The organism is Bradyrhizobium sp. SZCCHNRI20481 (assembly GCF_032485055.1).
Taxonomy (GTDB): Bacteria; Pseudomonadota; Alphaproteobacteria; order Rhizobiales; family Xanthobacteraceae; genus Bradyrhizobium.
The window spans coordinates 241,912-265,226 of record NZ_JAUEUE010000003.1; the positions used below are offsets into that span (position 1 = coordinate 241,912).

At 66.0% G+C, this 23,315-nt stretch carries 25 protein-coding genes; 18 read left to right on the plus strand and 7 right to left on the minus strand.

What is annotated here, in order from left to right:
- Window positions 1-203 precede the first annotated feature (203 nt).
- Window positions 204-449, plus strand: a complete 246-nt coding sequence (locus tag QX132_RS05795; RefSeq protein ID WP_315755395.1) for a hypothetical protein — start codon at window positions 204-206, stop codon at window positions 447-449.
- A gap of 6 nt (window positions 450-455) precedes the next feature.
- Here QX132_RS05795 and QX132_RS05800 read toward each other — a convergent pair whose 3' ends face one another.
- Both QX132_RS05800 and QX132_RS05805 read right to left on the minus strand, forming a co-directional pair.
- On the minus strand, window positions 456-644 hold the full coding sequence (locus QX132_RS05800; protein WP_315776022.1) for a hypothetical protein: 189 nt from the start codon (window positions 642-644) through the stop codon (window positions 456-458).
- A 52-nt stretch (window positions 645-696) separates the two neighbouring features.
- Window positions 697-852 (minus strand): hypothetical protein, encoded by a 156-nt coding sequence (locus tag QX132_RS05805; protein ID WP_315738513.1) that lies wholly within the window; start codon window positions 850-852, stop codon window positions 697-699.
- Window positions 853-971: 119 nt separating this feature from the next.
- Here QX132_RS05805 and QX132_RS05810 point away from each other — a divergent pair, with 119 nt between their 5' ends.
- From QX132_RS05810 to QX132_RS05835, 6 genes are all read left to right on the plus strand, one after another.
- Window positions 972-1,550: a cytochrome c oxidase subunit 3 family protein gene (locus QX132_RS05810; RefSeq protein WP_315776023.1), complete on the plus strand. Its 579-nt coding sequence runs from the start codon at window positions 972-974 to the stop codon at window positions 1,548-1,550.
- A 3-nt stretch (window positions 1,551-1,553) separates the two neighbouring features.
- Window positions 1,554-1,817, plus strand: coding sequence for a cytochrome C oxidase subunit IV family protein (locus QX132_RS05815; RefSeq protein ID WP_315755398.1), 264 nt, complete (start codon window positions 1,554-1,556; stop codon window positions 1,815-1,817).
- A gap of 102 nt (window positions 1,818-1,919) precedes the next feature.
- Complete coding sequence (locus tag QX132_RS05820) at window positions 1,920-2,372, plus strand: cytochrome c (RefSeq protein WP_315738510.1); 453 nt, start codon at window positions 1,920-1,922, stop codon at window positions 2,370-2,372.
- Window positions 2,373-2,409: 37 nt separating this feature from the next.
- Entirely contained in the window at window positions 2,410-3,756 is a 1,347-nt protein-coding gene (locus QX132_RS05825; protein ID WP_316160358.1) for a cbb3-type cytochrome c oxidase subunit I, read from the plus strand.
- Between the two features lie 59 nt (window positions 3,757-3,815).
- Window positions 3,816-4,625, plus strand: coding sequence for a CbbQ/NirQ/NorQ/GpvN family protein (locus tag QX132_RS05830; RefSeq protein ID WP_316160360.1), 810 nt, complete (start codon window positions 3,816-3,818; stop codon window positions 4,623-4,625).
- A gap of 3 nt (window positions 4,626-4,628) precedes the next feature.
- A complete protein-coding gene (locus QX132_RS05835; protein WP_316160362.1) occupies window positions 4,629-6,542 on the plus strand; it encodes a nitric oxide reductase activation protein NorD in 1,914 nt (637 codons plus the stop codon).
- Between the two features lie 59 nt (window positions 6,543-6,601).
- Here the strand turns inward: QX132_RS05835 and QX132_RS05840 are convergent, their stop codons facing one another.
- Window positions 6,602-7,036, minus strand: coding sequence for a DUF2267 domain-containing protein (locus QX132_RS05840; protein ID WP_315738506.1), 435 nt, complete (start codon window positions 7,034-7,036; stop codon window positions 6,602-6,604).
- Window positions 7,037-8,260: 1,224 nt separating this feature from the next.
- Here QX132_RS05840 and QX132_RS05845 point away from each other — a divergent pair.
- Together QX132_RS05845 and QX132_RS05850 are read left to right on the plus strand one after the other, a co-directional pair.
- Window positions 8,261-8,503, plus strand: coding sequence for a hypothetical protein (locus QX132_RS05845; RefSeq protein ID WP_315811728.1), 243 nt, complete (start codon window positions 8,261-8,263; stop codon window positions 8,501-8,503).
- A gap of 295 nt (window positions 8,504-8,798) precedes the next feature.
- Window positions 8,799-9,587 (plus strand): creatininase family protein, encoded by a 789-nt coding sequence (locus QX132_RS05850; protein WP_316160366.1) that lies wholly within the window; start codon window positions 8,799-8,801, stop codon window positions 9,585-9,587.
- A gap of 115 nt (window positions 9,588-9,702) precedes the next feature.
- On the opposite strand, the gene QX132_RS05855 is transcribed toward QX132_RS05850, so the two are convergent.
- The gene (locus QX132_RS05855; protein WP_316160368.1) at window positions 9,703-10,641 is read right to left on the minus strand and encodes a LysR family transcriptional regulator; all 939 of its coding nucleotides are present in this window, start codon (window positions 10,639-10,641) and stop codon (window positions 9,703-9,705) included.
- A gap of 153 nt (window positions 10,642-10,794) precedes the next feature.
- Here QX132_RS05855 and QX132_RS05860 point away from each other — a divergent pair, with 153 nt between their 5' ends.
- The 7 genes from QX132_RS05860 to QX132_RS05890 are packed head-to-tail and all read left to right on the plus strand — an operon-like array spanning window position 10,795 to window position 17,305.
- A complete protein-coding gene (locus QX132_RS05860; protein WP_316160370.1) occupies window positions 10,795-11,769 on the plus strand; it encodes an N-carbamoyl-D-amino-acid hydrolase in 975 nt (324 codons plus the stop codon).
- A gap of 26 nt (window positions 11,770-11,795) precedes the next feature.
- Window positions 11,796-12,617, plus strand: a complete 822-nt coding sequence (locus QX132_RS05865; protein WP_316160372.1) for an ABC transporter substrate-binding protein — start codon at window positions 11,796-11,798, stop codon at window positions 12,615-12,617.
- On the plus strand, window positions 12,614-13,468 hold the full coding sequence (locus QX132_RS05870) for an amino acid ABC transporter permease (RefSeq protein ID WP_316160374.1): 855 nt from the start codon (window positions 12,614-12,616) through the stop codon (window positions 13,466-13,468). The genes QX132_RS05865 and QX132_RS05870 overlap by 4 nt, the downstream gene beginning before the upstream one ends.
- Complete coding sequence (locus QX132_RS05875) at window positions 13,465-14,232, plus strand: amino acid ABC transporter ATP-binding protein (RefSeq protein WP_315755500.1); 768 nt, start codon at window positions 13,465-13,467, stop codon at window positions 14,230-14,232. The genes QX132_RS05870 and QX132_RS05875 overlap by 4 nt, the downstream gene beginning before the upstream one ends.
- A gap of 4 nt (window positions 14,233-14,236) precedes the next feature.
- Entirely contained in the window at window positions 14,237-15,055 is an 819-nt protein-coding gene (locus tag QX132_RS05880; protein ID WP_316160376.1) for an ABC transporter substrate-binding protein, read from the plus strand.
- Entirely contained in the window at window positions 15,042-15,935 is an 894-nt protein-coding gene (locus QX132_RS05885) for a polysaccharide deacetylase (protein ID WP_316160378.1), read from the plus strand. The genes QX132_RS05880 and QX132_RS05885 overlap by 14 nt, the downstream gene beginning before the upstream one ends.
- Window positions 15,932-17,305 (plus strand): amidohydrolase family protein, encoded by a 1,374-nt coding sequence (locus tag QX132_RS05890; RefSeq protein ID WP_316160380.1) that lies wholly within the window; start codon window positions 15,932-15,934, stop codon window positions 17,303-17,305. The genes QX132_RS05885 and QX132_RS05890 overlap by 4 nt, the downstream gene beginning before the upstream one ends.
- A 6-nt stretch (window positions 17,306-17,311) precedes the next feature.
- Here QX132_RS05890 and upp read toward each other — a convergent pair whose 3' ends face one another.
- The 3 genes from upp to QX132_RS05905 all read right to left on the minus strand — a co-directional run bounded on the left by upp (window position 17,312) and on the right by QX132_RS05905 (window position 20,737).
- Window positions 17,312-17,941 (minus strand): uracil phosphoribosyltransferase, encoded by a 630-nt coding sequence (gene upp, locus QX132_RS05895; RefSeq protein WP_315738496.1) that lies wholly within the window; start codon window positions 17,939-17,941, stop codon window positions 17,312-17,314.
- A 294-nt stretch (window positions 17,942-18,235) separates the two neighbouring features.
- Window positions 18,236-19,465, minus strand: a complete 1,230-nt coding sequence (locus QX132_RS05900) for a URC4/urg3 family protein (protein ID WP_316160382.1) — start codon at window positions 19,463-19,465, stop codon at window positions 18,236-18,238.
- Window positions 19,466-19,480: 15 nt separating this feature from the next.
- Window positions 19,481-20,737, minus strand: a complete 1,257-nt coding sequence (locus QX132_RS05905; protein ID WP_315738494.1) for a GTP cyclohydrolase II — start codon at window positions 20,735-20,737, stop codon at window positions 19,481-19,483.
- Window positions 20,738-20,986: 249 nt separating this feature from the next.
- On the opposite strand from QX132_RS05905, the gene QX132_RS05910 reads away from it, so the two are divergent.
- The gene (locus tag QX132_RS05910) at window positions 20,987-22,216 is read left to right on the plus strand and encodes an amidohydrolase family protein (RefSeq protein ID WP_316160385.1); all 1,230 of its coding nucleotides are present in this window, start codon (window positions 20,987-20,989) and stop codon (window positions 22,214-22,216) included.
- Window positions 22,217-22,243: 27 nt separating this feature from the next.
- Window positions 22,244-23,170: an N-carbamoyl-D-amino-acid hydrolase gene (locus QX132_RS05915; protein ID WP_315796751.1), complete on the plus strand. Its 927-nt coding sequence runs from the start codon at window positions 22,244-22,246 to the stop codon at window positions 23,168-23,170.
- Window positions 23,171-23,315 lie beyond the last annotated feature (145 nt).

The following is a 23,315-nucleotide window of genomic DNA, read 5'->3' on the forward strand; positions in this document are numbered from 1 at the left end:
GCATCAGGCTGAGGGCGAGCGCGTCATCCTTTGAGCAGATGATGCCGCGATTGGATGCAGCGCGGTGATTGCGGCAGCGCAAGGTCAGGCGAAGCGGGACGACCCGTTCTCACATTTCGGAACTATCGCCGTGCGCCGTTACCGGGATTGCCGAGGAACGATCGCGGGCGGGTTTGGTTCTCGCTGCCAGGAGCACGATCGCCATGCGTGCTGGACCGATCACAATCATCGTCGCATTGCTGCTGATTCTCGCAGCCGCCATCGTCTTTGCCTATCAGGGGCTGACCCTGCCGGGCGATCCGATGCCGCGAGAAGGATGGATCGCGCTCACGCTCGGCGTGGTGTTTCCGCTCATCGTGGGAATTGGGCTGATGGTGCTGTTGTTCTACAGCAGCCGTAAGGGTTACGACGAGCCGTCACAGTTCCGGGCTGATGATCATCCCGACTGAGACCGCTCAAGCCGGACGCGGCGGATGTTGCGTACGCGGATGCCGGTCGTGAAGCAGCTTGGCGAGCTCGTGCCTCAGATCGTCGTGACCGCGCATCGCCGTCTCGAACAGCGCCTCCTGGATGTCGCGCGGCATGTCGCCCCAGACGCCGATGGCGGCGTTTCCGAGCAGCTCTGCAAATCGTGTGTCGTCCATGCGGCACCTCCGCACGAACTGACGTGCGAGGACGGCAAAGGTTCCAAGCGGGCTATTGCGTGGTGAACAGGACCAAGGCGATCGCGACGGAGAGCGCGACCGCGGACACCGTCCCCGTGGTCGAGAGCACGCCCATGCGCCACAGCGCGCCGGCAAAGACGATGATGATCGGCGTCGCGGTGAGGAGGCCGAGCTGCGCTTCGGTCATGGGATCTGCTCCTGACGATGCCGGCTCTTAGCGTGCCTCGCCGGTCCGCTGTTTGCGCGCCGACAAAGAGTCCAACTGACGGTCCGACTAGCCTCTCGACGTTCAACTCGGAGGCAGGGATGTCGGCGCTCGCTTGTGAGCCGGAGCAGGAGGAACGTTGGGGCGTGCTGGATGGTCTGCCCGGCGACGCCATGATGTGGGTGCTGATCCTCAGCGAGCTCGTCGCCTTCGGCCTCCTGCTGGGCGGTTTCGTGGTGGCGCGGGCCCTCAACCCCGTCGTGTTCGCGGTCGGGCAGGCGATGCTCGATAGCCGCCTGGCCGCTGTGAACACGGCCGTGCTGGTCACCAGCGGCTGGGCCGCCGCGCGAGCTGCTGCTTCTGTGCGGCACGCCTCGACCGGGAGCGCCCGGCGCTGGCTCGGGCTCGCCGTGTTGCTGGGTGCCGTTTTCATCGCCGTCAAGCTGACGGAATATGGCGGCGAGATCGCCGCTGGCGCGGGCATGGAGACATCACCGTTCTTCACGCTCTACTTCCTACTGACGGGCTTTCACCTCCTGCATGTTCTGCTCGGCATCGTCATCCTGGCCGTCGTCGGCCGCAGCGCCACCGCCAATGGCGTCGAGACCGGGACCGCCTTCTGGCACATGGTCGACCTGGTTTGGATCGTCATGTTTCCGGTCCTCTATCTGGTCGGTTGAGCCATGTTCCGTGACCGTCTCGATCGGGCCTGGCTTCAACTGCTGGCCCTTGCCATTGCGACGCTTGCGGCGTCGCTGCTGCTGCCGAGCCGATGGCTCGTCGATGCGGCCGCACTGCTGCTCGCATTGGCAAAGGGCAGGGTGATCGTGCTCGATTTTCTCGGCTTGCGCGATGCGCCCGCGCTGTGGCGCGGCCTGCTCACCACGTGGCTGGCGGCTCTCGTTGCGCTTGCCGGGCTCGCGGTCGCGATCCGCGCGCTCATCTGATCGGCCATCGCCGCGCTCGTTGCGCTCCGACAAAGAGCCCCTCGGCATTGCCGGTAGATTGCTTTCACACCATCGAACTTCACCAAACGGAAAGGACGTGTCATGGCGGAACGCCTGACCAAGTCGGCCGCGCGGAACGTCTTTTACGGCGGTTCGGCCTTCTTCTTTGCGATCTTCCTCGGGCTCACAGCGCACAGCCACTACTACATGGTCACGACCTCGACCAATGCGTCGACGCTGTCCGACGGCGTCGCACGCGGCAAGCACGTCTGGGAGAAGAACTCCTGCATCAATTGCCATACCCTGCTCGGCGAGGGCGCCTATTTCGCGCCCGAGGTCGGCAATGTCTGGGACCGCTGGGGCGGCAGACAGGACCCGGCCGCCGCGCGCGAGATGCTGAAATCCTGGATGCAGTCGCAGCCCTCGGGCGCTCCCGGCCGCCGGCAGATGCCGCAGTTCAATTTGTCCGACCAAGAGCTCAACGACCTCGCCGACTTCCTGCAATGGGCCGACACGATCAAGCGTCAGGACTGGCCGCCGAACAAGGCCGGCTGAGCCGGCATCCCGCCCCCCGTCATGAGAGAGATCCGCGATGAGATATGAGACCCAGAAGGTCGCGATGCTGTATTTCTACGGCGCGCTGACGCTCTTCCTCGCCCAGGTCATCTTCGGCCTGCTCGCCGGCACCATCTACGTGCTGCCGAACACGCTGTCGGTCCTGCTGCCCTTCAACATCGTCCGCATGATCCACACCAACGCGCTGATCGTGTGGTCGCTGATCGGCTTCATGGGGGCGACTTACTTTCTGCTGCCCGAGGAGACCGAGACCGAGCTCTACAGCCCGCTGCTCGCCAAGATCCAGTTCTGGTTGTTCTTCGGCGCCGCGGGGGCTGCCGTCGTCGGCTATATCTTCCACTACCATGAGGGCCGCGAGTTTCTCGAGCAGCCCTTCATCATCAAGGTCGGCATCGTCGTCGTCTGCCTGATGTTCCTGTTCAACGTCACCATGACGGCGCTCAAGGGTCGCAAGACGACGGTGACCAACATCCTGCTGTTCGGTCTGTGGGGCGTCGCGATCTTCTTCCTGTTCGCGTTCTACAACCCGGCCAATCTCGCCGTCGACAAGATGTACTGGTGGTACATCGTCCATCTCTGGGTGGAGGGCGTCTGGGAGCTGATCATGGCCTCGATCCTGGCCTTCCTGATGATCAAGCTCAACGGCATCGACCGCGAAGTGGTGGAGAAGTGGCTCTACGTCATCATTGGCCTGGCGCTGTTCTCTGGCATCCTCGGCACCGGCCATCATTTCTACTGGATCGGCGCGCCCGGCTATTGGCAGTGGATCGGCTCGCTGTTCTCAACGCTCGAGGTCGCGCCGTTCTTCACCATGGTGATCTTCACGGTGCAGATGACGCTCAAGGCGGGACGCAGGCACCCGAATCGCGCCGCGCTGCTGTGGTCGGTCGGCTGCTCCGTCATGGCGTTTCTCGGCGCCGGCGTGTGGGGCTTCCTGCACACGCTGTCCAGCGTGAACTACTACACCCACGGCACTCAGGTGACCGCCGCTCACGGCCACCTCGCCTTCTTCGGCGCCTATGTGATGCTCAACCTCGCCGTGATGGCCTATGCCGTGCCGCAACTGCGCCAGCGTGCGCCCTACAATCAGTGGCTCTCGATGGCGAGCTTCTGGATCATGTGCACGGCGATGATGACGATGACTTTCGCGCTGACCTTCGCCGGCGTCGTCCAGGTGCATCTGCAGCGGGTGCTTGGTCAGAGCTACATGGACGTCCAGGACCAGCTCGCGATGTTCTACTGGGTGCGGCTCGGCTCCGGTGTGTTCGTGGCGATCGCGGCGCTGATGTTCGTCTGGGCCGTGCTGGTGCCCGGCCGCGCCAAGGAGCCCGTGATCCCCGGCGCGCTGCAGCCGGCGGAGTGAAATCCCGCAGGCGGCGGCCTCGATGCCGCCGCCCGCATCCCCCGATTCGGAGAGTGATCATGAAGCCCGCGCTGCACGCGATCGATACCGCCCCGTCGTTTCCCTCGTACACGCCGACCGGCAATGAATGCGCGCTGTTCGAGCATGCGTTCCGGCATCGCCTGCCGGTGCTCCTGAAGGGCCCGACCGGCTGCGGCAAGACCCGCTTCGTCGCGCACATGGCGGCGCGGCTGGAACTGCCGCTGCACACGGTGGCCTGTCACGACGACCTCACCGCCGCCGATCTCACCGGACGCTATCTGCTCAAGGGCGGTGACACCGTCTGGACCGACGGCCCGCTGACCCGCGCGGTGCGCGAGGGCGGCATCTGCTATCTCGACGAGGTGGTCGAGGCCCGCAAGGATGTGACCGTGGTGCTGCATCCCCTCACCGACGACCGCCGGATCCTGCCCTTGGAGCGGACCGGCGAGGAGCTGATCGCGCCCGACGGTTTCATGCTCGTGGTGTCCTACAATCCTGGCTATCAGTCGCTGCACAAGGCGCTCAAGCCGTCGACACGGCAGCGCTTCATCGCCATCGAATTCGGCTTCCTGCCCGCCGAGCAGGAGATCGCGGTGGTTGCCGCCGAGAGCGGGCTGACGCCGGAGCGCGTACGGCCGCTGGTGGCGCTCGCGCATCGGCTGCGCGCGCTGCAGGGCCATGACCTGGAGGAGGGCGTCTCGACGCGGCTCCTGGTCTATTGCGCAACCCTGGTTGCGGCTGGCACGCCCGTCGCCGACGCCGTGCTCGCCGCGATGATCGAGCCGCTCACCGATGACGCCGACGTCAAGGCCGCTTTGCGCGAGGTCGCGCGTGCCGTGATCGGGTGAGCCATGCTCGACTTTCTCGAACTGGAGGAGACCGTCGGTCGCGCCTGGCACCGCATGGTCGGCACGACCTCGAGCTATCCGGTCCATCCGGATCAGGCCGTCGCGCTGAACGAGATCAGCGGCCGCATCGCCGTGATGTTCCGCGCGCTGGGCGGCGATAGCGGCGTGCAGGTCGCCGGAGCCAAGGCGCGCAAGTCGGGCCATCGGCTCGGCTGGCGCCAGCGCATTGGCCTCGGCGACGAATGCCTCGATCAGGCCGGGCGCGACGGCGCCACCGTGTTCTTGCCGGAGACCATCGCTTTGCTACCGGATCGCGCGCTCAATGCGCAGCTCTATCACTGGCTCGCGGCGTGGTTCGCGACCATGGCGGTCGAGCCGATCGCGGAGCGCGATCCGCTGCGGCATGATCTGCTGGCGCTGCGCCGGGCCTGTGAGACGACCTCGCTGGTGCTGGCGCGCTTTCCGGGACTGGCGCGCACGCATGCGCAACTCGCCGAAGCGCTGGCTGCGGCGCGGCCGCGGCGGCCGCTGCCTCGGCTCGAGCAGCAGGTCGAGCATATCGTCATGGCGCTGCTCGGCGTCGGCGCGCCGCCCAAGGGAGCGCTGTGGAATGCGGTCATCGCCGGCGGCGCGTTGCCGGAGGCCGCCCCGCCCGGCTATCGGCCGATGCTGCCGTGTCCGCTATGGGGCGATTGCTGGAGCCGCGATGCCGTTGCCGCGGCGCGCGAGGACGACGAGACGCAGACGCCCGCGGAGCAGGAGGGGGCACCCGACACCCGCAAGCGCTTCGCGCGGCGCGAGCGCGACGACACGGCCAAGCGCGATCCGTTCATTCTCAACCGCTTCGAGAAGATCCTGGCGATGGCGGAGATGGTCAATGTCGATCGCCCTTCCGACGATACCGACGATGACGATGCCCGCAAGGCCGCCGACGATCTCGATGAGCTCGCGATCGCCAGGCGCAAGGGGCGTCCGGCGAGCAAGCTGAAATTCGATCTCGACCTGCCGCCCGAGGCGGTGGACACGGCCCGTCTCGGCAGCGGCCGACTGTATCCCGAATGGAATTATCGCAGCGGCGCCTATCTGCCGGACCATTGCCGCGTCGTGACCGGCGACGCCGCTGAGGCGGGCGAGGCGTGGGCTCCGGACGATGCGATGCGCCGGCGCATCCGCAGCGTACGGCGCAGGTTCGAGACCTTGCGGCCGCGTCATGAGGTGATGCGCGCGCAGGCCGATGGCCACGACCTGGACATCGACGCGCTGGTGCGCGCGCGCAGCGATCTCAATGCCGGCCATGGCGGCATCGACCGCGTGCACTTGGCGATGCGCCCGCTCGCGCATGATCTTGCGGTGACCCTGCTGGTGGACGTCTCCCTGTCCACCGATGCGTGGATCGACGGCGTGCGCGTGCTCGACGTCGAGAAGGAGGCGCTGCTGGTGCTGGCGCATGGGCTGTCGGCCTGCGGCGACAGCCACAGCATTCTCACTTTCACCTCGCGGCGCAACTCATGGGTCCGCCTGGAGACCGTGAAGGCATTCGGCGAGCCGATGAGCGGGCGGGTCGAGCGCCGTATCGGTGCGCTCAGGCCCGGCTACTACACGCGCATCGGCACGGCGGTGCGTCACGCCGCCGGCGAGCTCGCCGAGCGACCCGAGCGCAAGCGTCTGCTGCTGGTGCTGACCGACGGCAAGCCGAACGACGTCGATCACTATGAGGGACGTTTCGCGATCGAGGACACGCGCAAGGCGGTACAGGAGGCGCGGCGCGGCGGCGTCGCCGTGTTCGGCGTGACCATCGACGCGTCGGCGCAGTCGTATTTTCCGACCCTGTTCGGCCGCGGCGGCTACGGCATCGTCGGCAACATCAGGCGACTGCCCGCAGCACTGCCCGCACTGTATCGGCAGATTGCCCATTGAGGTCGGACGTTGGTTGCGAGTTGCGAGCTGTTTCTCACCTTTCGGGAGCTTGCCCCCCTTCAGGTCGCCGGCTCGCGCAGATTTCGCAACGGCACCGGCAAATGACCCATCAGCTTGTCGAACTCGCCAGGGTCGAGCTTCTCCCAGAGAATCTCGAAGATGCCGCGTGCGGCCCTGAGCGGATCGACCGGGAATTGTGGCGGCAACTGACGGAAGATGTCATCGACGAAATATTCGAGATGGCGGTCCTTGGTCGGCGTCGCCGCGTGATGCCAGCCTTCGTAGTAGATGCCGCGAATGAGCAGCGGCAGCTGCGCGCCGAAGTTCACGGCGGTCGCCATCGGCAGGCGGTCGCGCAGCACATGCAGCACCGCGCGCAGCGCGTTGTAGGCCTGCTGTCGGCTCGAGAGCGCGAGGCGCTGCTCGATGGCCTTCAGCCAGATGTTGGTTTCCTGGACGGTGTGATCCAGAGCCGTCACGCCGATCTCGCTCATGTGATTCTCCATGAATGCTGCACAAGATGAATGCTGCACAAGGACCGTTCGCGGGACGCCGAACGAGGCAACAGCGACGACTGATTCGCTAGGGAGCCTTTTGAGTAGGCGGCGCGTTCTCAGCGAGGATGTTGATCTGCATCAACGCGAGTGTTGTGGCCGATCGTGAGGTAAATGGAGGGTCAACCGCGCCGGGCCGCCGTTGACGGTTCCCGCTCATCTGCGCCGAGCTGCCGACAGGGATACCGGGCGGCGGGCGCGGCATCCGTGATCTCACGGGGATCGGGGTTCACACTGACAAACAGCAGGACAGCACATCGCGATCTCGCGGCGCAGGTTACGCCCGAGGCTTGCATGACGTCACCCTCTTCAAGTGAGAGGGCGCAGGGAAGGCCGGGAGCTCGCCGCCCCCATGGCCCCCGTGCGGAAAGAATGCACGGGGCAGGAACCACAGGTTCGGCTGAGACATCCCGGCCTTCCCTGCGCGACGGTGTTACGGCTTATACGCATTCTCCCCGGTGAACGGGCTGTCTTGCCACCGTCACTCGTGCGAGGCTGAAACCTCGTCGCGAGCTTGACGCCAGCGTCGCGGCGCCAGGACCATGCGATTTCGCCGTCCGCGCCGTGCCGTTCGTCCGCAGGCATGACACCCGCTGCGACACGTCGCGTCCATCGCATCCCGCACTCCACGTCTCGTGACGTTCGCGACACGCCCCTCTTCATGAGGCGGGATGCGCGAAATGTCGTCCCGATTTGCCCGACGGTGCAAGCGGTTTATCTGCGGCAGACTGGCACGACGGGCAATTCGCGCATGGCGGTCATGCTGAGTCATTCATTCGATGCGGCGGGATTTTGCGTGAACTCGCTCAGTTGGAGCGCGCATCTCATGCTGGAATCGGGCTCCTGCCTTCGAGGCGGCGCGAGGTGAGCGCTGCGGGCACCGAGAGACATGCGACCACAGCGCTCGTCGTTCGCGGTGGCGAGCATGACTCCGAGCGTCCGGAAAGCTCGCAAATCTGGAACTCGCGCGACTCGTTCGCAGTGAACATCCCGAGATCATCGCGGGCCGGCGCTGCTCCGTCAGGTTGAACCGTAATCGTCCTGCTTGTTAAGAACACGTCTTCGCTTGCTCGTCGCGACAGACTCACCTTACATCGGAGTCGTCCGAGGCGGAGAGATCGCGTCTCGACACCCCTTCAACTCACGAATCGACGTCGGCTCGCAATGCTCAAGTCTGCCCAAGAGAAGTCTGTTCACAACAAGCCTGCTCAAGACAAATCCGGCAAAGACCTTCCGCTGACCGGCTATGCCGTCGTGGTCGATGGTCAGATCAAGACCGAGTTCAAGACAAAAGAGGGCGCGCACAACGGCGCGCATGACCTGAAGCGCCGGTTTCCGATGTTGCAGATCAGGGTGTACGACGCGGAGACGAAGCAGACCCACGACATCGAGTTGGCGCGGGTGTGAGTCGGCCTGCCGTGCGGGTCCTGGTGTCGTGAGGACGCAAGGCCGTTGCACCTTGTTGAGGTCATCGCAATCGTTGTCGATGTTTGAGTGTATGGAAAGCAGCTCCTGATCTAGCCGAGGGTGCGGTGCCCGTTACTGCGCCCTCGCCCGTTGTGGGAGAGGGCGCTGTAACTGCAGCCGCGTCGTGGCTGGGGTGCACGCAGGCGGCTGTCGCGGCCTGCGCGCAAGATGCGCCGTTGCGGTGTCGGGTGGTATGAGCCAATCTTCCTCATCTCCGACCATGCGAGCAGCCATCATGACAGAAACCGCCTGGAACAGACTTTCCGCCGCAGCGCTTCGCGCGCTCGCGGCGCGCGACGCGATCGTGTTGTTGCCGGTGGCCTCGACCGAGCAGCACGGCCCGCATCTGCCGACGGGAGTTGACGACTTTCTGTGCAGCGAGGTCTGCCGTCGCACCGCGCTGGAGCTGGCTCCAGACTATCCCATCGTGGTCGCGCCGACCGTCTGGTGCGGGCTCGCCGACCATCACGTTCCATTCGGCGGCACCTTCACCCTCGGTCTCTCCACCTACCACGCCGTGCTCAGGGACCTGTGTCGCTCGATCCTGAATGCCGGCTTCCGCCGCATCGTGATCGTCAACGGCCACGGCGGCAACATCCAGGCGCTGGCCACTCTCACCGGCGAATTGACGCGCGAGCTCAATGCGCCGATCGCGACGACGACCTATTTCATGGAAGGGCGCGAGGTGATGACCGAGGTCCTCGAGGATCAGGAGGGCGTGATGCATGCCTGCGAAGCCGAGACCTCGATGATGATGGTGGTTCATCCCAGCCTCGTCGATGCGGCGAGGCTCGACGCGGCCTTTGGGCCGAGCTTCGACATCATGGGCTCGCTGGTGCCGTCGCTGAAAATGTTCAGATCGTTCGCCGACATCACGGCCTCCGGCGTCGCGGGCGATGCGCGCAAGGCATCTGCTGCAAAGGGCGAGAAGCTGCTCGCCGGCTGCGCGGCGGCGCTGGCGGCGCGACTGCGGGCGGGCGAGCCATGGTCTACTGCAACAATTCCGCCGCCAGCCGCAAGATGACAGCGACGCAGAGCATCATCCCGGGAAGCCCGCCGCAGGCAGGCGTTTCGGATGATGGGCCGCAAACGATACGTCCACCGGTCTAATCATGGACGCACCGTGCCGATCGGCAAGCTCAGCCGCGTTCCGCGGAAGCGGCGAGACTCGGAGCCCCGATCGCGTCGACGCAACCGGCGAGACTCCGGCTCGCGTTGCGCACCTCGTTTCGAAACGTCTTCGCCAGATTCGATAGCGGCCTTGCCTCGGACCACAGCACATAGGCCGACACCGTGGTGCAGGGCGTGAACGGCCGTACCACGAGATCATGCCCGCCCTGACGCGGCGAGAACGGATCGACCACGGCGACACCGACGCCGGTCGAAGCTAGCACGCAGGCCGTGTTGCAGTAACGCACTTCGACGGTCGGCTGGAAGTCAGCATCGGCTTGCCGGAAGCTCTCGCGCACGGCTTCGCCGAGGCGCGTGCCGCGTTCGAGGCCGATCAGCGGGAACCCGACGAGATCCCGCGCGGAAATCACGTCGCATTCGGCAAGCGGATGCCGGGCCGGCATCACGCAGACCATCTCGCCGGTGTGCACGACCTCATGGGCGATCCCGGGATGGTCGGACAGTCCGAGCGCGAAACCGAGCTCGGCGACATTGCCGAGCACGCCCTCGATGATGCCCTCGTAGCGGCGCACGTCGAAGAACATTCGCGTCTGCGGCCGGCGCCGCAGGAAGCCCGACAAGGTCGGCGGGATGATGCTGTAGGCGAGCGGCGGCGTGGCGACGATCGACAGATGGCCCGTCTTCTGCTCGCGCAGGTCACGCACGCGGTTTTCCAGCCGGGCGTGCAAGGTGAAGATCGCCTCGCTCTCCTCATAGAGCGTCATTGCCTCCGGCGTCGGAAACAATCGGTTATTGACGCGCTCGAACAGGGTGAAGCCGGCCTGGGCCTCCATCGCCTTGAGCGCGTTGCTGATCGCGGGCTGCGACAGCGCCAGCTCTTCGGCAGCGGCGACGGTGGTGTGATGGCGAATGACGGCCCGCAGGATCTCCAGCTGGCGCAGGTTCATGGCATGGTCGTCCTATAAGCCCCGGTGATGGTCTCGGCCAAAATATCATAGCGCGCGGCCGTGTGGGCAGATTGCAAATCCCGCGCCGCTTTCGCCAAATGATCCCTTCTTCCAGTGCGCGCATCCAGGCGGCGTTCCGCCTGATCGTTCGGCATGGCGCACAGATCGGAGGCACTATTGAGCCGTATCTTCCGCGCCGCCGCCGCCCAGATGGGACCGACCCAGCGCGCCGACAGCCGGACGCACACGCTGTCCCGCATGATTGCGCTGCTGGATCAGGCCGCCAGCCAGGGCGCGAAGCTGGTGGTTTTCCCCGAGCTCGCCTTCACGACGTTCTTTCCGCGATGGATCCTCGAAGACGGGGCGCTCGACGACCATTTCGAGCGGTCGATGCCAAACCCGGCCGTCGCTGCGCTGTTCGACCGGGCGCGAGAGGTTCGTGTCGGCTTCTATGTCGGCTATGCCGAGCTGACGCCGGACGGACGCCGATTCAACAGCTCCATCCTGGTCGATCCCGACGGCGAGATCATCAGCAAATATCGCAAGGTGCACCTGCCGGGCTCGGTCGAGCCGCGGCCGGGCGCCAGGTATCAGCAGTTGGAGAAGCGCTATTTCGGCTACGGCGATCTCGGCTTTCCAGCGGTGCGCGCCGGCAGCGAATGGGGCGGCGCGATCATGGGGATGATGATCTGCAACGACCGGCGCTGGCCGGAATCGTGGCGCGTGCTCGGGCTCCAGGGCGTGGAGCTGGTCTGCGTCGGCTACAATTCCGCGGCCTACGATCCCAATGGCGGCAACACCGAGGATGCCTCGCTGCGCACCTTCCATTCGACGCTGGTGGCGCAGGCCAACGCTTACATGAACGCGACCTGGGCGATCGCGGTCGCCAAGGCCGGCGACGAGGACGGCAGCGGGCTGATCGGCGGCTCCTGCATCGTCGATCCCAATGGCTGCATCGTGGCGAAGGCGACGACGCTCGCCGATGAGGTCATCGTCGCCGACATCGACCTCGATCTGTGCCGCCAGGGCAAGGACAAGATGTTCAACTTCGCGGCGCATCGCCGGCCGGATCAGTACAAGGTCATCACCGAGCGCGCCGGCGTGGTCGAGCCGGTCGCGGTCGAATAGCCGTTCACATGGGGGAGTGTCGCAGGATGCGCCGTTCGTCGTTCGCAGGTTTCGTCATCCTCGCCTCGCTTGCTCCGGCGGGGGCCGCGGAGCTGCCCGCCGAGATCAAGCAGGCTGGCGTGCTCAAGCTCACGGTCAACTCGACCTACGCGCCGATGGAATATCACGACCCCGCCACCACCGAGCTGAAGGGGCTCGACATCGACCTAGCCAACGAGCTGGCGAAGCGGCTGGGCGTCAAGATCGTCTGGAGCGAGACGCCGTTCGCCGAGCTGATCCCATCGCTGCAGACCAGGCGCGCCGACTTCATCATCTCCGGCATCTCCGATCGCGCCTCGCGGCGCGAGACCGCTGACTTCGTCGACTATCTGGTCACAGGCCCGCAATTCTTCGTGCTGGCGGAGAGCGATGCCAAGGTCGCGACCGATCTGTGCGGCAGGAAGATCGGCACCACGCGCTCGACCAGCTTCCCGCAGGAGATCGAGAAATGGAGCAAGGCGGTCTGCGAGGCCGCCGGCAAGCCGGCGGCGCAATATGTGCCGGGGGAGAACTCGATCGATGTCCGCAACCAGCTGAAGCAGGGCCGCATCGAGGCCGCCGTGCAGGGCAGCGAAACCTTGCCCTATGCGCAGTCGCAGGAGACCGGCAAATATCGCATCGTCGGTGAGCCCATCGCCTTCGGCTACCAGGGCATCATGTTCCGCAAGGATGATGCGGGGCTTCGCGAAGTCGTGACCGAGCAGATCAAGGCGATGATCGCCGACGGCAGCTACAAGGTCATTCTCGACAAATGGGGTCTCGGCGCCAATGCGGTGCGCGAGCCGATGCTCAACGCGGCGCCGCAATGAGCCGCGCCGACGTGCTGGCCGATGGCTTTCCCGACCTGTCGGCGCACAGGATCGCGCGCAAGGCGCATTGGGGCCGCTGGCTCGCGGCTGCGGTCATCGTCGTCATCCTCGTCGCGATCGGCCGCGCCTTCGCCAGAGGCCAGATCGAATGGTCTTACGTCGAACGGTTCCTGACCGCGCCGGTGATCCTGCGCGGCATCGTCAACACCATGGTCATGGCTGTCGCGGCGATGGCGCTGGGCATCGCGCTCGGCGTGGTCGTCGCGATCATGCGGCTGTCGCCCAATCCGGTGCTGCGGTCGGTCGCCGCCGGCTACACCTGGCTGTTTCGCGGCACGCCGCTGATCCTGCAACTGCTGCTGTGGTTCAACCTCGCGCTGGTGTTTCCGACCATCGGCATTCCCGGTCTGTGGAGCGCGCGTGCCGTCGACGTGATGACGCCGTTCCTGGCCGCGCTGCTCGGGCTCGGCATCAACCAGGGCGCCTACACCTCGGAGGTGATGCGGGCCGGGCTGCTGTCGGTCGACATCGGCCAATACGAGGCGGCGCAGGCGATCGGCATGGGACGGCTGCAGGCGCTGCGCCGGATCATCCTGCCGCAGGCGATGCGGGTGGTGATCCCGCCGCTCGGCAACGAGTTCATTGGCCTGGTCAAGGCGACCTCGCTCGCCAGCGTGATCCAGTATCCGGAGGTGCTGCACTCGGCCGAGAATATCTACTACGCCAATTCGCGCGTCATTGAGCTCCTGATCGTCGCCGGCCTCTGGTATCTGCTCGTGGTCTCGGTCCTGACGCCGCTGCAGATGCTGCTCGAACGCCGTTTTGCCCGCGGCATCGCGCGGGGTCGCTGATGACGCCGCTCGTCGCCATCCGTCAGGTCAGCAAGCGCTTCGGCGAATTCCAGGCGCTCAAACAAGTCTCGCTCGATGTGTTCGAGGGCGAGGTGGTCTGCATGATCGGGCAATCCGGCTCCGGCAAGACCACCTTGCTCCGTTGCGTCAACCAGCTGACCACGGCCGACAGCGGCGGCATCTGGCTCGACGGCGCGCTGCTCGGTTTCCGCGAGCAGGATGGCCGGCTGCATCGGCTGTCGGAGCGCGAGATCGCGCGGCAGCGCCTCGCCTGCGGCATGGTGTTCCAGCGCTTCAATTTGTTTCCGCACATGACGGCGCTGGAGAACGTCATCGAGGGGCCGGTGCAGGTGCAGAAGCGTGGACCGGCCGAAGCGAAGGACGAGGCCATGGCGCTGCTGCGGCGGGTGGGCCTCGCCGACAAGGCGGGCTCCTATCCATCGCAATTGTCGGGCGGCCAGCAGCAGCGCGTCGCCATTGCGCGCGCGCTCGCCATGAAGCCGCGGCTGGTGCTGTTCGATGAGCCGACCTCGGCGCTCGATCCCGAGCTGGTCGGCGAGGTGCTCAGCGTGATGAAGGAACTCGCGACATCGGGCATGACCATGCTGGTGGTGACGCATGAGCTCGGCTTCGCGCGGGAGGTCGCCGACCGGGTGGTCTACATGGATCAGGGTGTGATCGTGGAGAGCGGCCCGGCCCGTGAGGTGCTGCGCGCGCCGCGCGAGGCGAGAACAAAGGCATTCCTGGCAGCTGAAGTGGGGTGAGGTGATGGGTTTGAAGTCGATCATGTTGGCTGGGTTCATGAGCGCGGCCGTGGCGGGCGCGGCTCTCGCCGCCGAGCTGCCGGCCGAGATCAAGCAGAGCGGCCTGCGCGTCGCGGTGGTGCCGAACTATCCGCCGATGGAGTTCAAGGATCCGGCCACCGCGACCCTGACCGGTTTCGATGTCGAGCTCGGCGAGGCCTTGGCCAAGAAGCTCGGCGTCAAGGCGGTGTGGCAGGAGACCAGCTTCGACCAGTTGATGCCGGGCCTCGCCACGCAACGCTTCGACATCATTCTGACCGGCATGACCGACTACAAGAGCCGGCAGGACGCCGCGACCTTCCTCGACTATCTGCGCAGCGGTCCGCGCTTCTTCGTCCAGGCGTCGCGCGCGGCCGAGCTCAAGGAGCCGGCCGCGCTGTGCGGCAAGAAGGTCGGCGCCAGCAGGCGTACGATGTTCCCCAAGGACATCGCCGCCTGGAGCGAGAAGAACTGCGGCGCGAGCCCGATTCAGTTCGTCGGCACGGAAGGCTCGGCCGATGCGCGGACACAGCTCAAGCAGGGCCGCATTGACGCCGCCGTGCAGGGCAACGAGACCTTGCCCTACATCATGGATCTCGAGCCGAACACCTATGTGCCGGTCGGCGCGCCGATCGCCTACCAGTATACGGGGCTGGCGACGCCGGTGAAGGCGGAGGAGCTGCGCGAGGCCTTGCGCGACGCGCTGGAGGGCCTGATCGCCGACGGCAGCTACAAGGCGCTGCTGGCCAAGTGGAAGCTCAGCGACAATGGAATCGAGAAGGTGCTGATCAATGCTGGACAGTAAGGCGCTCGCAGGCATTCCGCTCATTCCCGCCAACACCGCGCCGCCGGCGCCGGACTATCCATGGCCTGCGCCGTATCGCGCGGCCATGTTCCTGTCGTTCGACATCGACGCCGAGAGCGCCTGGACCTCGAAGGATCCGGCGCATGCCGCGCGTCTGGTGACGATGAGCTTTGGCGGCTATGAGGCGCGCGTCGGCACGCCGAAGCTGCTCGAGCTGCTCGCCGAGCTCGATCTCAAGGCGACGTTCTTCATCACGGGCTGGTCGGTCGACGCGCATCCGGCGATGGCGGAAGCCGTGCTGAAGGCCGGGCACGAGATCGGCCATCACGGCTATCACCATCTGTTGCCAGATCCCGGCGATCCCTTCATCATCGAGGAAATCGAGCGCGGCTTCGAGGCGATCCAGCGCCGGCTCGGCGTCCGTCCGATCGGCTACCGCGCGCCGTTCGGCGAGTTCTGCGGGGAGCTGCTGACAGCGCTGGTGCGGCAGGGCATCATCTACACCTCGTCGTTCCGCGATGACGTCAGGCCGTATCGCCATCGCCTCGCGGACGGCAAGCCGGGCACGATCGAGATCCCGGTGACCGCGAGCTATGACGACTGGATGCACGGCCTGTCGGCGCGGTTCTCGCCGCGCTCGATCTTTCCGAAAGAGCATGTGCTGTCGATGTGGAAGGACGAGCTGGACGAAGTCCGCGACTGGGGCGCGATGGTGACGACCGTGCTGCATCCGCAGGTCTCGGGGCGGCCGATGCGTTTCCGCCTGTTGCGCGAGTTCCTGACCTACGCGAAGTCGTGCCAGGACGTCTGGATCACCACCGGCGCCGAGATCGCCGCCAACTATCAGCGCCACGAAGCGGCCGAAGCGAAGGGCGCATGAGCACGACCGCGATCTTCGGCAGCTACGTGCTGGCGCGCAAGGACGGCGTCCAGGACGTGCTGCGCGATCACTGGGTGCTGGTCGAGGGCAGGCGCATCGCGGCCGTGACGCGCGATCGGCCGGCGGCGGACGAGGTGTTCGATCGTCCGGGCCGCTTCGTGCTGCCGGGCCTGTTGAACCTGCACAACCACATCTTCAGCGAGGCGATCGCACGCACGCTCACCGAGGACGGCAACGGCCGGCGCAACAACAAGAGCATCGTCTACACCGTGCTGCTGCCGCTGTCCAAGCGCGGGGCCGAGATCCTTTCGGTGGAGGAGCGGCTGGCGATCGGCCGCATGGGGGTGCTGCAGCTCCTGAAGGGCGGCGCCACCACGGTCATGGAGCCGTTCCGCAACACGATCCCGGAGCTGTTCGATGCGGCTCTCGAGATGGGCCTGCGCTTCTATGGCGCGCCCTATCTGTTCTCGACATCAGATGCCAAGGCGGATGCCTCCGGCGTCGTGACTTACGCGGGCAATGACGGCGAAGCCGACATGGCGATCTGGAATGCGCTGTATCGGCGCTGGCACGGTCAGGGCGACGGCCGTATTCGTCTCGCGATGAGCCCGCACGCGACCGATACTTGCGGACCGGATCTGTTGCGCGCGGCTGCGAGCCGGGCGCGCGAGCTCGACATTCCCATCACGACGCACATGGCGCAGAGCGCAGGCGAGGTCGCGACCATCGCGCAGCGCTACGACGGCCGCACCCCGGCCGAATATCTCGATTGGCTCGGCCTGCTTGGTCCCGATCTGCTGGCCGCGCATTGCCACGCCTCGACCGATGCGGACCTTGCGCTGATGGCGGCGCGTGGTGCCGGCGTGCTGAACTGCCCGCGCGTGTTCGCACGCGCCGGCGTCACCGCCGCCTTCGGCCGCTTCGCCGCGCATGGCGTACGCACGGCGGTCGGCACCGACGGCTACAACATGGACCTGCTCGGCGAGCTCAACGCGGCATCGATGATCTCGAAGATCGCGCTGGGAAGCGCCGAGACCGCGAGCGCGCCGGAACTGATCGACGCGGTCACGGCGACCGCCGCCGCGATGATCAAGCGGCCTGATCTGGGCGCAATAGCACAGGGTGCGACCGCCGATCTCACCGTCGTCGACATGACCCATCCGCATCTCCAGCCGCTGCACGATCCCCGCCGCGGCCTGATCGCCCTCGCCAACCGCGCCAACATCGGCCAGGTGATGGTCGACGGCCGGCTGCTGATCCACGACGGTCGCTATCTCCACGGCAACGAGGCGGCCATCATGGCCGCAGGTGCTGCTGCGATCGAGAGGATCTGGGCGCTGCCGGAGGCGCAGGCCGCGTTCGCCGGCTGACCGCTGCTACCTCGTGCCGTAGGCGCGGTCGCCGGCATCGCCCAGACCCGGCACGATGAAGGCGTCGTCGTCGAGGCCCTCGTCGATCGCGGCGGTCCACAGCGCAACATCAGGATGCAGGCCGCGCACGCGCTCGACGCCTTCGGGGGCGGCGATCATGCAGACCATGCGGATGTCCTTGGCGCCGCGCTCCTTGAGCCGATCGACCGCGGCGACCGCGCTGTTGCCGGTCGCGAGCACCGGTGTGACGACGACGGCGAGGCGCTCCTGCAGGTCGGACGGCGCCTTGAAGAAATACTCGACGGCGGTGAAGGTCTGCGGCTCGCGGTAGAGGCCGATATGGGCAACGCGCGCGGTCGGCACCAGGTCGAGCATGCCGTCGACGAAGGTGACGCCGGCGCGCAGCACCGGCACGAACACCAGCTTCTTGCCGGCGATCTTGGCCGACTGCATTCGCGCCAGCGGCGTCTCGATCTCGACCTCCGTGAGCGGTAGGTCGCGCGTGACCTCGTAGCACAGGAGCATGCCGATCTCCTTGAGCAGCTCGCGGAACGACTTGGTCGAGATCGACTTGTCGCGGATCAAGGTCAGCTTGTGCTGCACCAGGGGATGATCGACGACCGTGACGCCTTCCATGGCTTTCATCTCCGAAGCGTAGGGTGGGCAGAGGCGCGAAGCGCCGTGCCCACCTGATATTAGCTCAGCTTGGAATGGTGGGCACGCTGCGCTTTGCCCACCCTACAGGCACTTCATCAGTTTCGTCATTGCGAGGAGCGGAGCGACGAAGCAATCCAGACTTCCTTCCTGGCCCTGGATTGCTTCCGCCGTCGCCCTTCGGGCTATGGCGGACAAGTCCGGGCTATGGCGGACAAGTCGCTTCGCTCGCAATGACGGAGGCGCAAGATCGATGAGTTTAGCCTCAAACCCCCCTTAAAACACCGTGCCGTCGCTGATGATGGTCAGCGGCGGCGAGCCGTCCGGGCGGCGAGCGAAGGCGAGCTTGCGGCCGGCGCCCCAGCTGCCGCCTTCGAGGATTCGCGCCAGCGGCAGCTGCTCCGCGGTCTGGCCGGTGCGCTGACGGATCAGCAAGGCCAGACGGTCGAGCAGGGCGACGGTCAACGCACGCCATTCCACCACCAGCGGCGAGTCGACTGCATGGGCGCGCGCCGCATCGGCGGGATCGCGCAGCACCAGCACGCCGCCATCGACGAACAGGCCGCCATTGCGGTATTCGGCAAGGCCAGTGAGGCCGTCGATGTTCTCGACCACCAGGCCCGCGCGCTGCAGCGGTTCGATCAGCGAATAGCTCAGCCATTGCGACAGCTTGTGCAGCGGGACGAGGTTGCTGATGCCATCGTCAGTCGGCAGTGACGGATGACGCCAGCAGTCCCCGAGGCTGGTGCCGTTCAGCAGGATGCGCGAGGGCCAGATCCGGCCGAACTGACGCAACACCGATTGCAGGATCGCGTCCGCCTGAATGCGGCCGTCCTCAGCACGCGCGGCGAGGTCATCGAACAAGCCGCCAGGTCTTGGCGTATCACGATTTGGGAAGCTGCTCCGATCGGAATGGGGATTGACGGCGGCGCCCAGCCTTCGCAGCAATTCGACCCGGCCTTCGAGCCCGACCAGTGGATTGTCGGCACCGACCTGAAAGCCGCGTTCGAGATCGCCGACGGTGAGCTGCTTCAGCTTCGCTGCATCGGCCCGCAGCGGATCGCTCGCGTCGGCCGAAAACGCACCGCGTGCGAACATGTCGAGGCTCGCCAGCGCCAGTCCTTCGGAGCGGCCGATACGCGTGTCGCTTATGACATCATGGTAACGCCACGCCGCGCCGGCGCCCGCGTCGAGCAGCACGCTGGTGATGGCGAGATCGAACTCGGCGCGCGCCCGTGAGGCCGCATCATTCCACTGAATCTTGTCTGCGACAGCGGCCCAGCGATCGACGCCGCCGACCACGAAATGCCGCCAGCGCGAGTGGAACGGCACCTCGCCATCGGGATAGGCCTTGCTGGTGACGTCCAGCACGAGGTCGGCGATCGCATCGAGCTTGCCGATCTCGACCCGAAAATGCGACAGCTTGTCGGCAAGACCGAGCGCCAGCATCTGATGCGCGCGCTCGCGCACTGCGCGGGCCGAGAGGAGGTAGGAGACGTCGTCCATGAGCTCAGGCTTCGCTCAGTATTTCTCGAGCGGCCGGCCGACGGTGTCGCCGAGCGCCTCGGGCTTCTGCGGCTCCAGCGAGAAATAGCCGGCCGCCTTCTTCGCCGCGATCTCGACATGGGCATCCGCCGGAATCAGCTCGTCCGGGATCGGCACGCGCTCGACGATGTCGACGCCTTGGCCCACCAGTGCGTCATGCTTCATGTCACTCATCGAGATGAAGCGGTCGATGCGTTTGATGCCGAGCCAGTGGATGACGTCAGGCATCAACTGCTGGAAGCGCGCATCCTGCACGCCGGCGACGCATTCGGTGCGCTCGAAATAGGCCGCCGCGGCGTCGCCGTCCTCCTGGCGCTTGCGCGCATTGTAGACCAGGAACTTCGTCACCTCGCCGAGGGCGCGGCCCTCCTTGCGGTTGTAGACGATGATGCCGAGGCCGCCGTTCTGCCCGGCCGCGACACATTCCTCGATGCCATGGATCAGATAGGGGCGGCAGGTGCAGATGTCGGAGCCGAACACGTCGGAGCCGTTGCACTCGTCATGCACGCGACATGTAATCTTCGTCCGGCTGTCATTGAGCTTGTCGACGTCGCCGAACAGATAGACCGTGGTGCCGCCGATCGGCGGCAGGAACACCTGCAGGTCGGGCCGGGTCACCAGCTCCGGATACATGCCGCCGGTCTGCTCGAACAGGCCGCGGCGCAGATTGGTCTCGCTGGTGCCGAACCGCGCGGCCACGCCGGGCAGGTACCACACCGGATCGATCGCGATCTTGACCACCGACACGCTGCCGTTGGCGTGCACGACATCGCCATCATGAACGAGGCGCTTGGCCGCGAGCGCCGCATGCAGCTCCGGCAGCTCGATGCGCGCCTTGGTCACGGCGATCGTCGGCCGGATATCGATTCCTTCCGCGATCTCGCCGCCGAAATTCTCGGCGACCAGATGGCCCCAGGGATCGAGCGCGACGATCTTCGCCGGATCGCGCCACTGCGCGAACGGGCCGATGGTAGCGGCGGGATGGGTGTTGGTGAGATCCGGACGGCGGATCGGATCGAGCGCACCAGATGATACCGCGAGCGCGCGGTAGACCGTGTAGGAGCCGCCATGGCTGCCGATCACGTTGCGGTCCTGCGGACGCGACACCGTGCCGATGATCGGGCCGCGCTCGCGCGCGCTCTCGGCGCCCCAGTGGAGCGGGAAATTGTGCTTGGCGCCTGGCACCGGGTGCGAGGTCAGGCGAATGTGATCCGTACGGTTGGAGCGAGTCATCGGACAGCTACCCCCAAAACGGCAACGGCCCGCCTTGACGACGGGCCTGAGCAGAACGAGTTCACGTTTTCCATGCATCAATATAGCAGTTTTTCCCCGGCAAACAAGTGGTTCCCGGCGGCCGTCTATTTGTAAACGAATGGTATCGACCGCTGGCCGCGCGTTGCGGCGGACGGGCCTTGGCATGGCGCTTGCCTTTTCGCAGCCGGGCCGCCAGCTTGGCGCGCGTATGGAATCCCTGGCGGCAGCATGGACCTGATCATTCGCAACGCGATGCTGGCGCAGCAGGGCGAACTGCGCCGCGCCGATATCGGAATTTCCGATGGTGTCATCGCGGCGATCGCGCCGTCGCTGCCAGCCGACGGCGCGGAGCGCGACGCGGAGAATTGCCTCGTCGTTCCCGGCTTCATCGAGACGCACATCCATCTCGACAAGACTTGCATCCTCGACCGCTGCACCATCCGCGACGGGACAGTCGCCGAGGCGGTGCGCGAGACCGCGGCCGCGAAGCGCAACTTCACCGCTGATGATGTCTACGCGCGAGCGAAGCAGACGGTGGAGCGCTGCGTCAGCCATGGCACGATGCGCATGCGCACCCATGTCGAGCTCGATCCCGGCATCGGCTTCATCGGTTTCGAGGCGATCCGGCGGCTCGCAAAGGACTATGCCTGGGCGCTCGATCTCGAGATCTGCGTATTTCCGCAGGAAGGTCTCACCAATTATCCCGGCACCGAGGAGCTGCTGATCGAAGGCCTGCGCCGCGGCGCGCGAACCATCGGCGCCGCCCCGTATTTCGACACCGACCCGCCGGCGCAGATCGACCGCATCTTCGCGATCGCGCGTGAGCACGACGTCGACATCGACATGCATCTCGATCTCGCCGAGACGCTCGATCACATGCAGATCGAATATGTCTGCCGCAAGACCGAGGAATATGGCTGGGGCGGCCGCGTCGCCGTCGGTCACGTCACGCAGCTGTCGCTGCTGCCGCCGCAGCGCTTCAAAGCCATCGCTGCGCAATTGGCCAATGCCGGGGTCGCCGTCACCGTGCTGCCCTCGACCGACCTGCATCTGATGGGTCGCCGGCAGGATCATGCTATCCCACGCGGCGTGGTCCCCCTGGAGCCGCTACGCGCTGCGGGCGTGACCTGCTCGCTTTCGACCAACAACGTGCTCAACCCGTTCACGCCCTATGGCGACGGCTCGCTGATCCGCATGGCCAATCTCTATGCCAATGTCTGTCACGTCTCGCGTCCCGATCATTTGGCCGGCTGCCTCGACATGGTGACGCATGATGCGGCGAAGCTGATGCGTCTCGCCGACTACGGCATCAGGGTCGGCGCGCCGGCCGATCTGGTCTGCATCGATGCGTCGACGCCGACCGAGACGGTGGCGACCCTGGCGCAGCCGCTATGGGGCCTCAAGCGCGGCCGCCCATCGTTCTCGCGGACGCGGCCCGTGCTGTATCGGCCGGGGTGACGCCAGAGTTAGAATAGGAGACCAACCATGCGCGTGATCAACGTTGCCGCCGCCCAGATGGGGCCGATTCAGCGCGCCGACAGCCGCGAGGCGGTGGTGGCGCGCATGATCGCGCTGCTGGACGAGGCCAAGCGCCGGGGGGCCGATCTCATCGTCTATCCAGAGCTGGCGCTGACGACGTTCTTTCCACGCTGGTACATGGAGAATCAGGCGGAGGTCGATAGCTGGTTCGAGCTGATGATGCCGAACGCCGCCGTGCAGCCGCTGTTCGATCGCGCTGCGCAGCATGGTATGGCGATGTATCTCGGCTATGCCGAGCTGACGCCGGATGGGCACCACTACAACACCGCCATCCTCACGGATCGCAGCAGCACCATCGTCGGTAAGTACCGCAAGGTGCATCTGCCGGGCCACGAGGAGTTCGAACCGGAGCGCAGCCACCAGCATCTGGAGAAGCGCTATTTCGAGCCGGGTGATCTCGGCTTTCCGGTGTGGCGCAATCTCGGCGGCATCTTCGGCATGGCGATCTGCAACGACCGCCGCTGGCCGGAGACCTATCGCGTGATGGGGCTGCAGGACGTCGAGCTGGTGCTGATCGGCTACAACACGCCGTCGGTGAACTCATTGAAGAGCGCGGAGGGCCTGCAGCAGCGCCTGTTTCACAATCGCCTCTCGGCGCAGGCCGGCGCCTACCAGAACTCGTGCTGGGTGGTGGCGGTCGCCAAGGCCGGCGTCGAGGACGGCCATCACCTGATCGGCGGCAGCCTGATCGTCAATCCCGACGGCGAGATCGTCGCGGAGGCCGCGACGGAAGGGGACGAGGTGCTGGTCGTGCCGTGCGATCTCGATGCGACGCGGTTCGGCAAGCAGACGATCTTCGACTTCGCCAGGCATCGGCGGATCGAGCATTACGGGCTGATCACCAGCCGCACGGGCGCGGTGCCGCCGGAGTGAACAACGAGTTTTTTAGCTGCCGGAGCTAAGCAGATCGCAGTTATTGTGCTCGACTCCAGCGACGACAATGGTGTCGTCCCGGCGAACGCCGGGACCCATACCGCGGAAGCTATCGAGGAACGTGACTGTTAGTTGCCTGCCTCAC

What these genes read in the sequence shown, in the direction of transcription:
- QX132_RS05795 (WP_315755395.1), top strand. Translation starts at nt 204, where the DNA reads ATGCGTGCTGGACCGATCACAATCATCGTCGCATTGCTGCTGATTCTC.
- QX132_RS05800 (WP_315776022.1), bottom strand. Translation starts at nt 644, where the DNA reads ATGGACGACACACGATTTGCAGAGCTGCTCGGAAACGCCGCCATCGGC.
- QX132_RS05805 (WP_315738513.1), bottom strand. Translation starts at nt 852, where the DNA reads ATGACCGAAGCGCAGCTCGGCCTCCTCACCGCGACGCCGATCATCATC.
- QX132_RS05810 (WP_315776023.1), top strand. Translation starts at nt 972, where the DNA reads ATGTCGGCGCTCGCTTGTGAGCCGGAGCAGGAGGAACGTTGGGGCGTG.
- QX132_RS05815 (WP_315755398.1), top strand. Translation starts at nt 1,554, where the DNA reads ATGTTCCGTGACCGTCTCGATCGGGCCTGGCTTCAACTGCTGGCCCTT.
- QX132_RS05820 (WP_315738510.1), top strand. Translation starts at nt 1,920, where the DNA reads ATGGCGGAACGCCTGACCAAGTCGGCCGCGCGGAACGTCTTTTACGGC.
- QX132_RS05825 (WP_316160358.1), top strand. Translation starts at nt 2,410, where the DNA reads ATGAGATATGAGACCCAGAAGGTCGCGATGCTGTATTTCTACGGCGCG.
- QX132_RS05830 (WP_316160360.1), top strand. Translation starts at nt 3,816, where the DNA reads ATGAAGCCCGCGCTGCACGCGATCGATACCGCCCCGTCGTTTCCCTCG.
- QX132_RS05835 (WP_316160362.1), top strand. Translation starts at nt 4,629, where the DNA reads ATGCTCGACTTTCTCGAACTGGAGGAGACCGTCGGTCGCGCCTGGCAC.
- QX132_RS05840 (WP_315738506.1), bottom strand. Translation starts at nt 7,036, where the DNA reads ATGAGCGAGATCGGCGTGACGGCTCTGGATCACACCGTCCAGGAAACC.
- QX132_RS05845 (WP_315811728.1), top strand. Translation starts at nt 8,261, where the DNA reads ATGCTCAAGTCTGCCCAAGAGAAGTCTGTTCACAACAAGCCTGCTCAA.
- QX132_RS05850 (WP_316160366.1), top strand. Translation starts at nt 8,799, where the DNA reads ATGACAGAAACCGCCTGGAACAGACTTTCCGCCGCAGCGCTTCGCGCG.
- QX132_RS05855 (WP_316160368.1), bottom strand. Translation starts at nt 10,641, where the DNA reads ATGAACCTGCGCCAGCTGGAGATCCTGCGGGCCGTCATTCGCCATCAC.
- QX132_RS05860 (WP_316160370.1), top strand. Translation starts at nt 10,795, where the DNA reads ATGGCGCACAGATCGGAGGCACTATTGAGCCGTATCTTCCGCGCCGCC.
- QX132_RS05865 (WP_316160372.1), top strand. Translation starts at nt 11,796, where the DNA reads ATGCGCCGTTCGTCGTTCGCAGGTTTCGTCATCCTCGCCTCGCTTGCT.
- QX132_RS05870 (WP_316160374.1), top strand. Translation starts at nt 12,614, where the DNA reads ATGAGCCGCGCCGACGTGCTGGCCGATGGCTTTCCCGACCTGTCGGCG.
- QX132_RS05880 (WP_316160376.1), top strand. Translation starts at nt 14,237, where the DNA reads ATGGGTTTGAAGTCGATCATGTTGGCTGGGTTCATGAGCGCGGCCGTG.
- QX132_RS05885 (WP_316160378.1), top strand. Translation starts at nt 15,042, where the DNA reads ATGCTGGACAGTAAGGCGCTCGCAGGCATTCCGCTCATTCCCGCCAAC.
- QX132_RS05890 (WP_316160380.1), top strand. Translation starts at nt 15,932, where the DNA reads ATGAGCACGACCGCGATCTTCGGCAGCTACGTGCTGGCGCGCAAGGAC.
- upp (WP_315738496.1), bottom strand. Translation starts at nt 17,941, where the DNA reads ATGGAAGGCGTCACGGTCGTCGATCATCCCCTGGTGCAGCACAAGCTG.
- QX132_RS05900 (WP_316160382.1), bottom strand. Translation starts at nt 19,465, where the DNA reads ATGGACGACGTCTCCTACCTCCTCTCGGCCCGCGCAGTGCGCGAGCGC.
- QX132_RS05905 (WP_315738494.1), bottom strand. Translation starts at nt 20,737, where the DNA reads ATGACTCGCTCCAACCGTACGGATCACATTCGCCTGACCTCGCACCCG.
- QX132_RS05910 (WP_316160385.1), top strand. Translation starts at nt 20,987, where the DNA reads ATGGACCTGATCATTCGCAACGCGATGCTGGCGCAGCAGGGCGAACTG.
- QX132_RS05915 (WP_315796751.1), top strand. Translation starts at nt 22,244, where the DNA reads ATGCGCGTGATCAACGTTGCCGCCGCCCAGATGGGGCCGATTCAGCGC.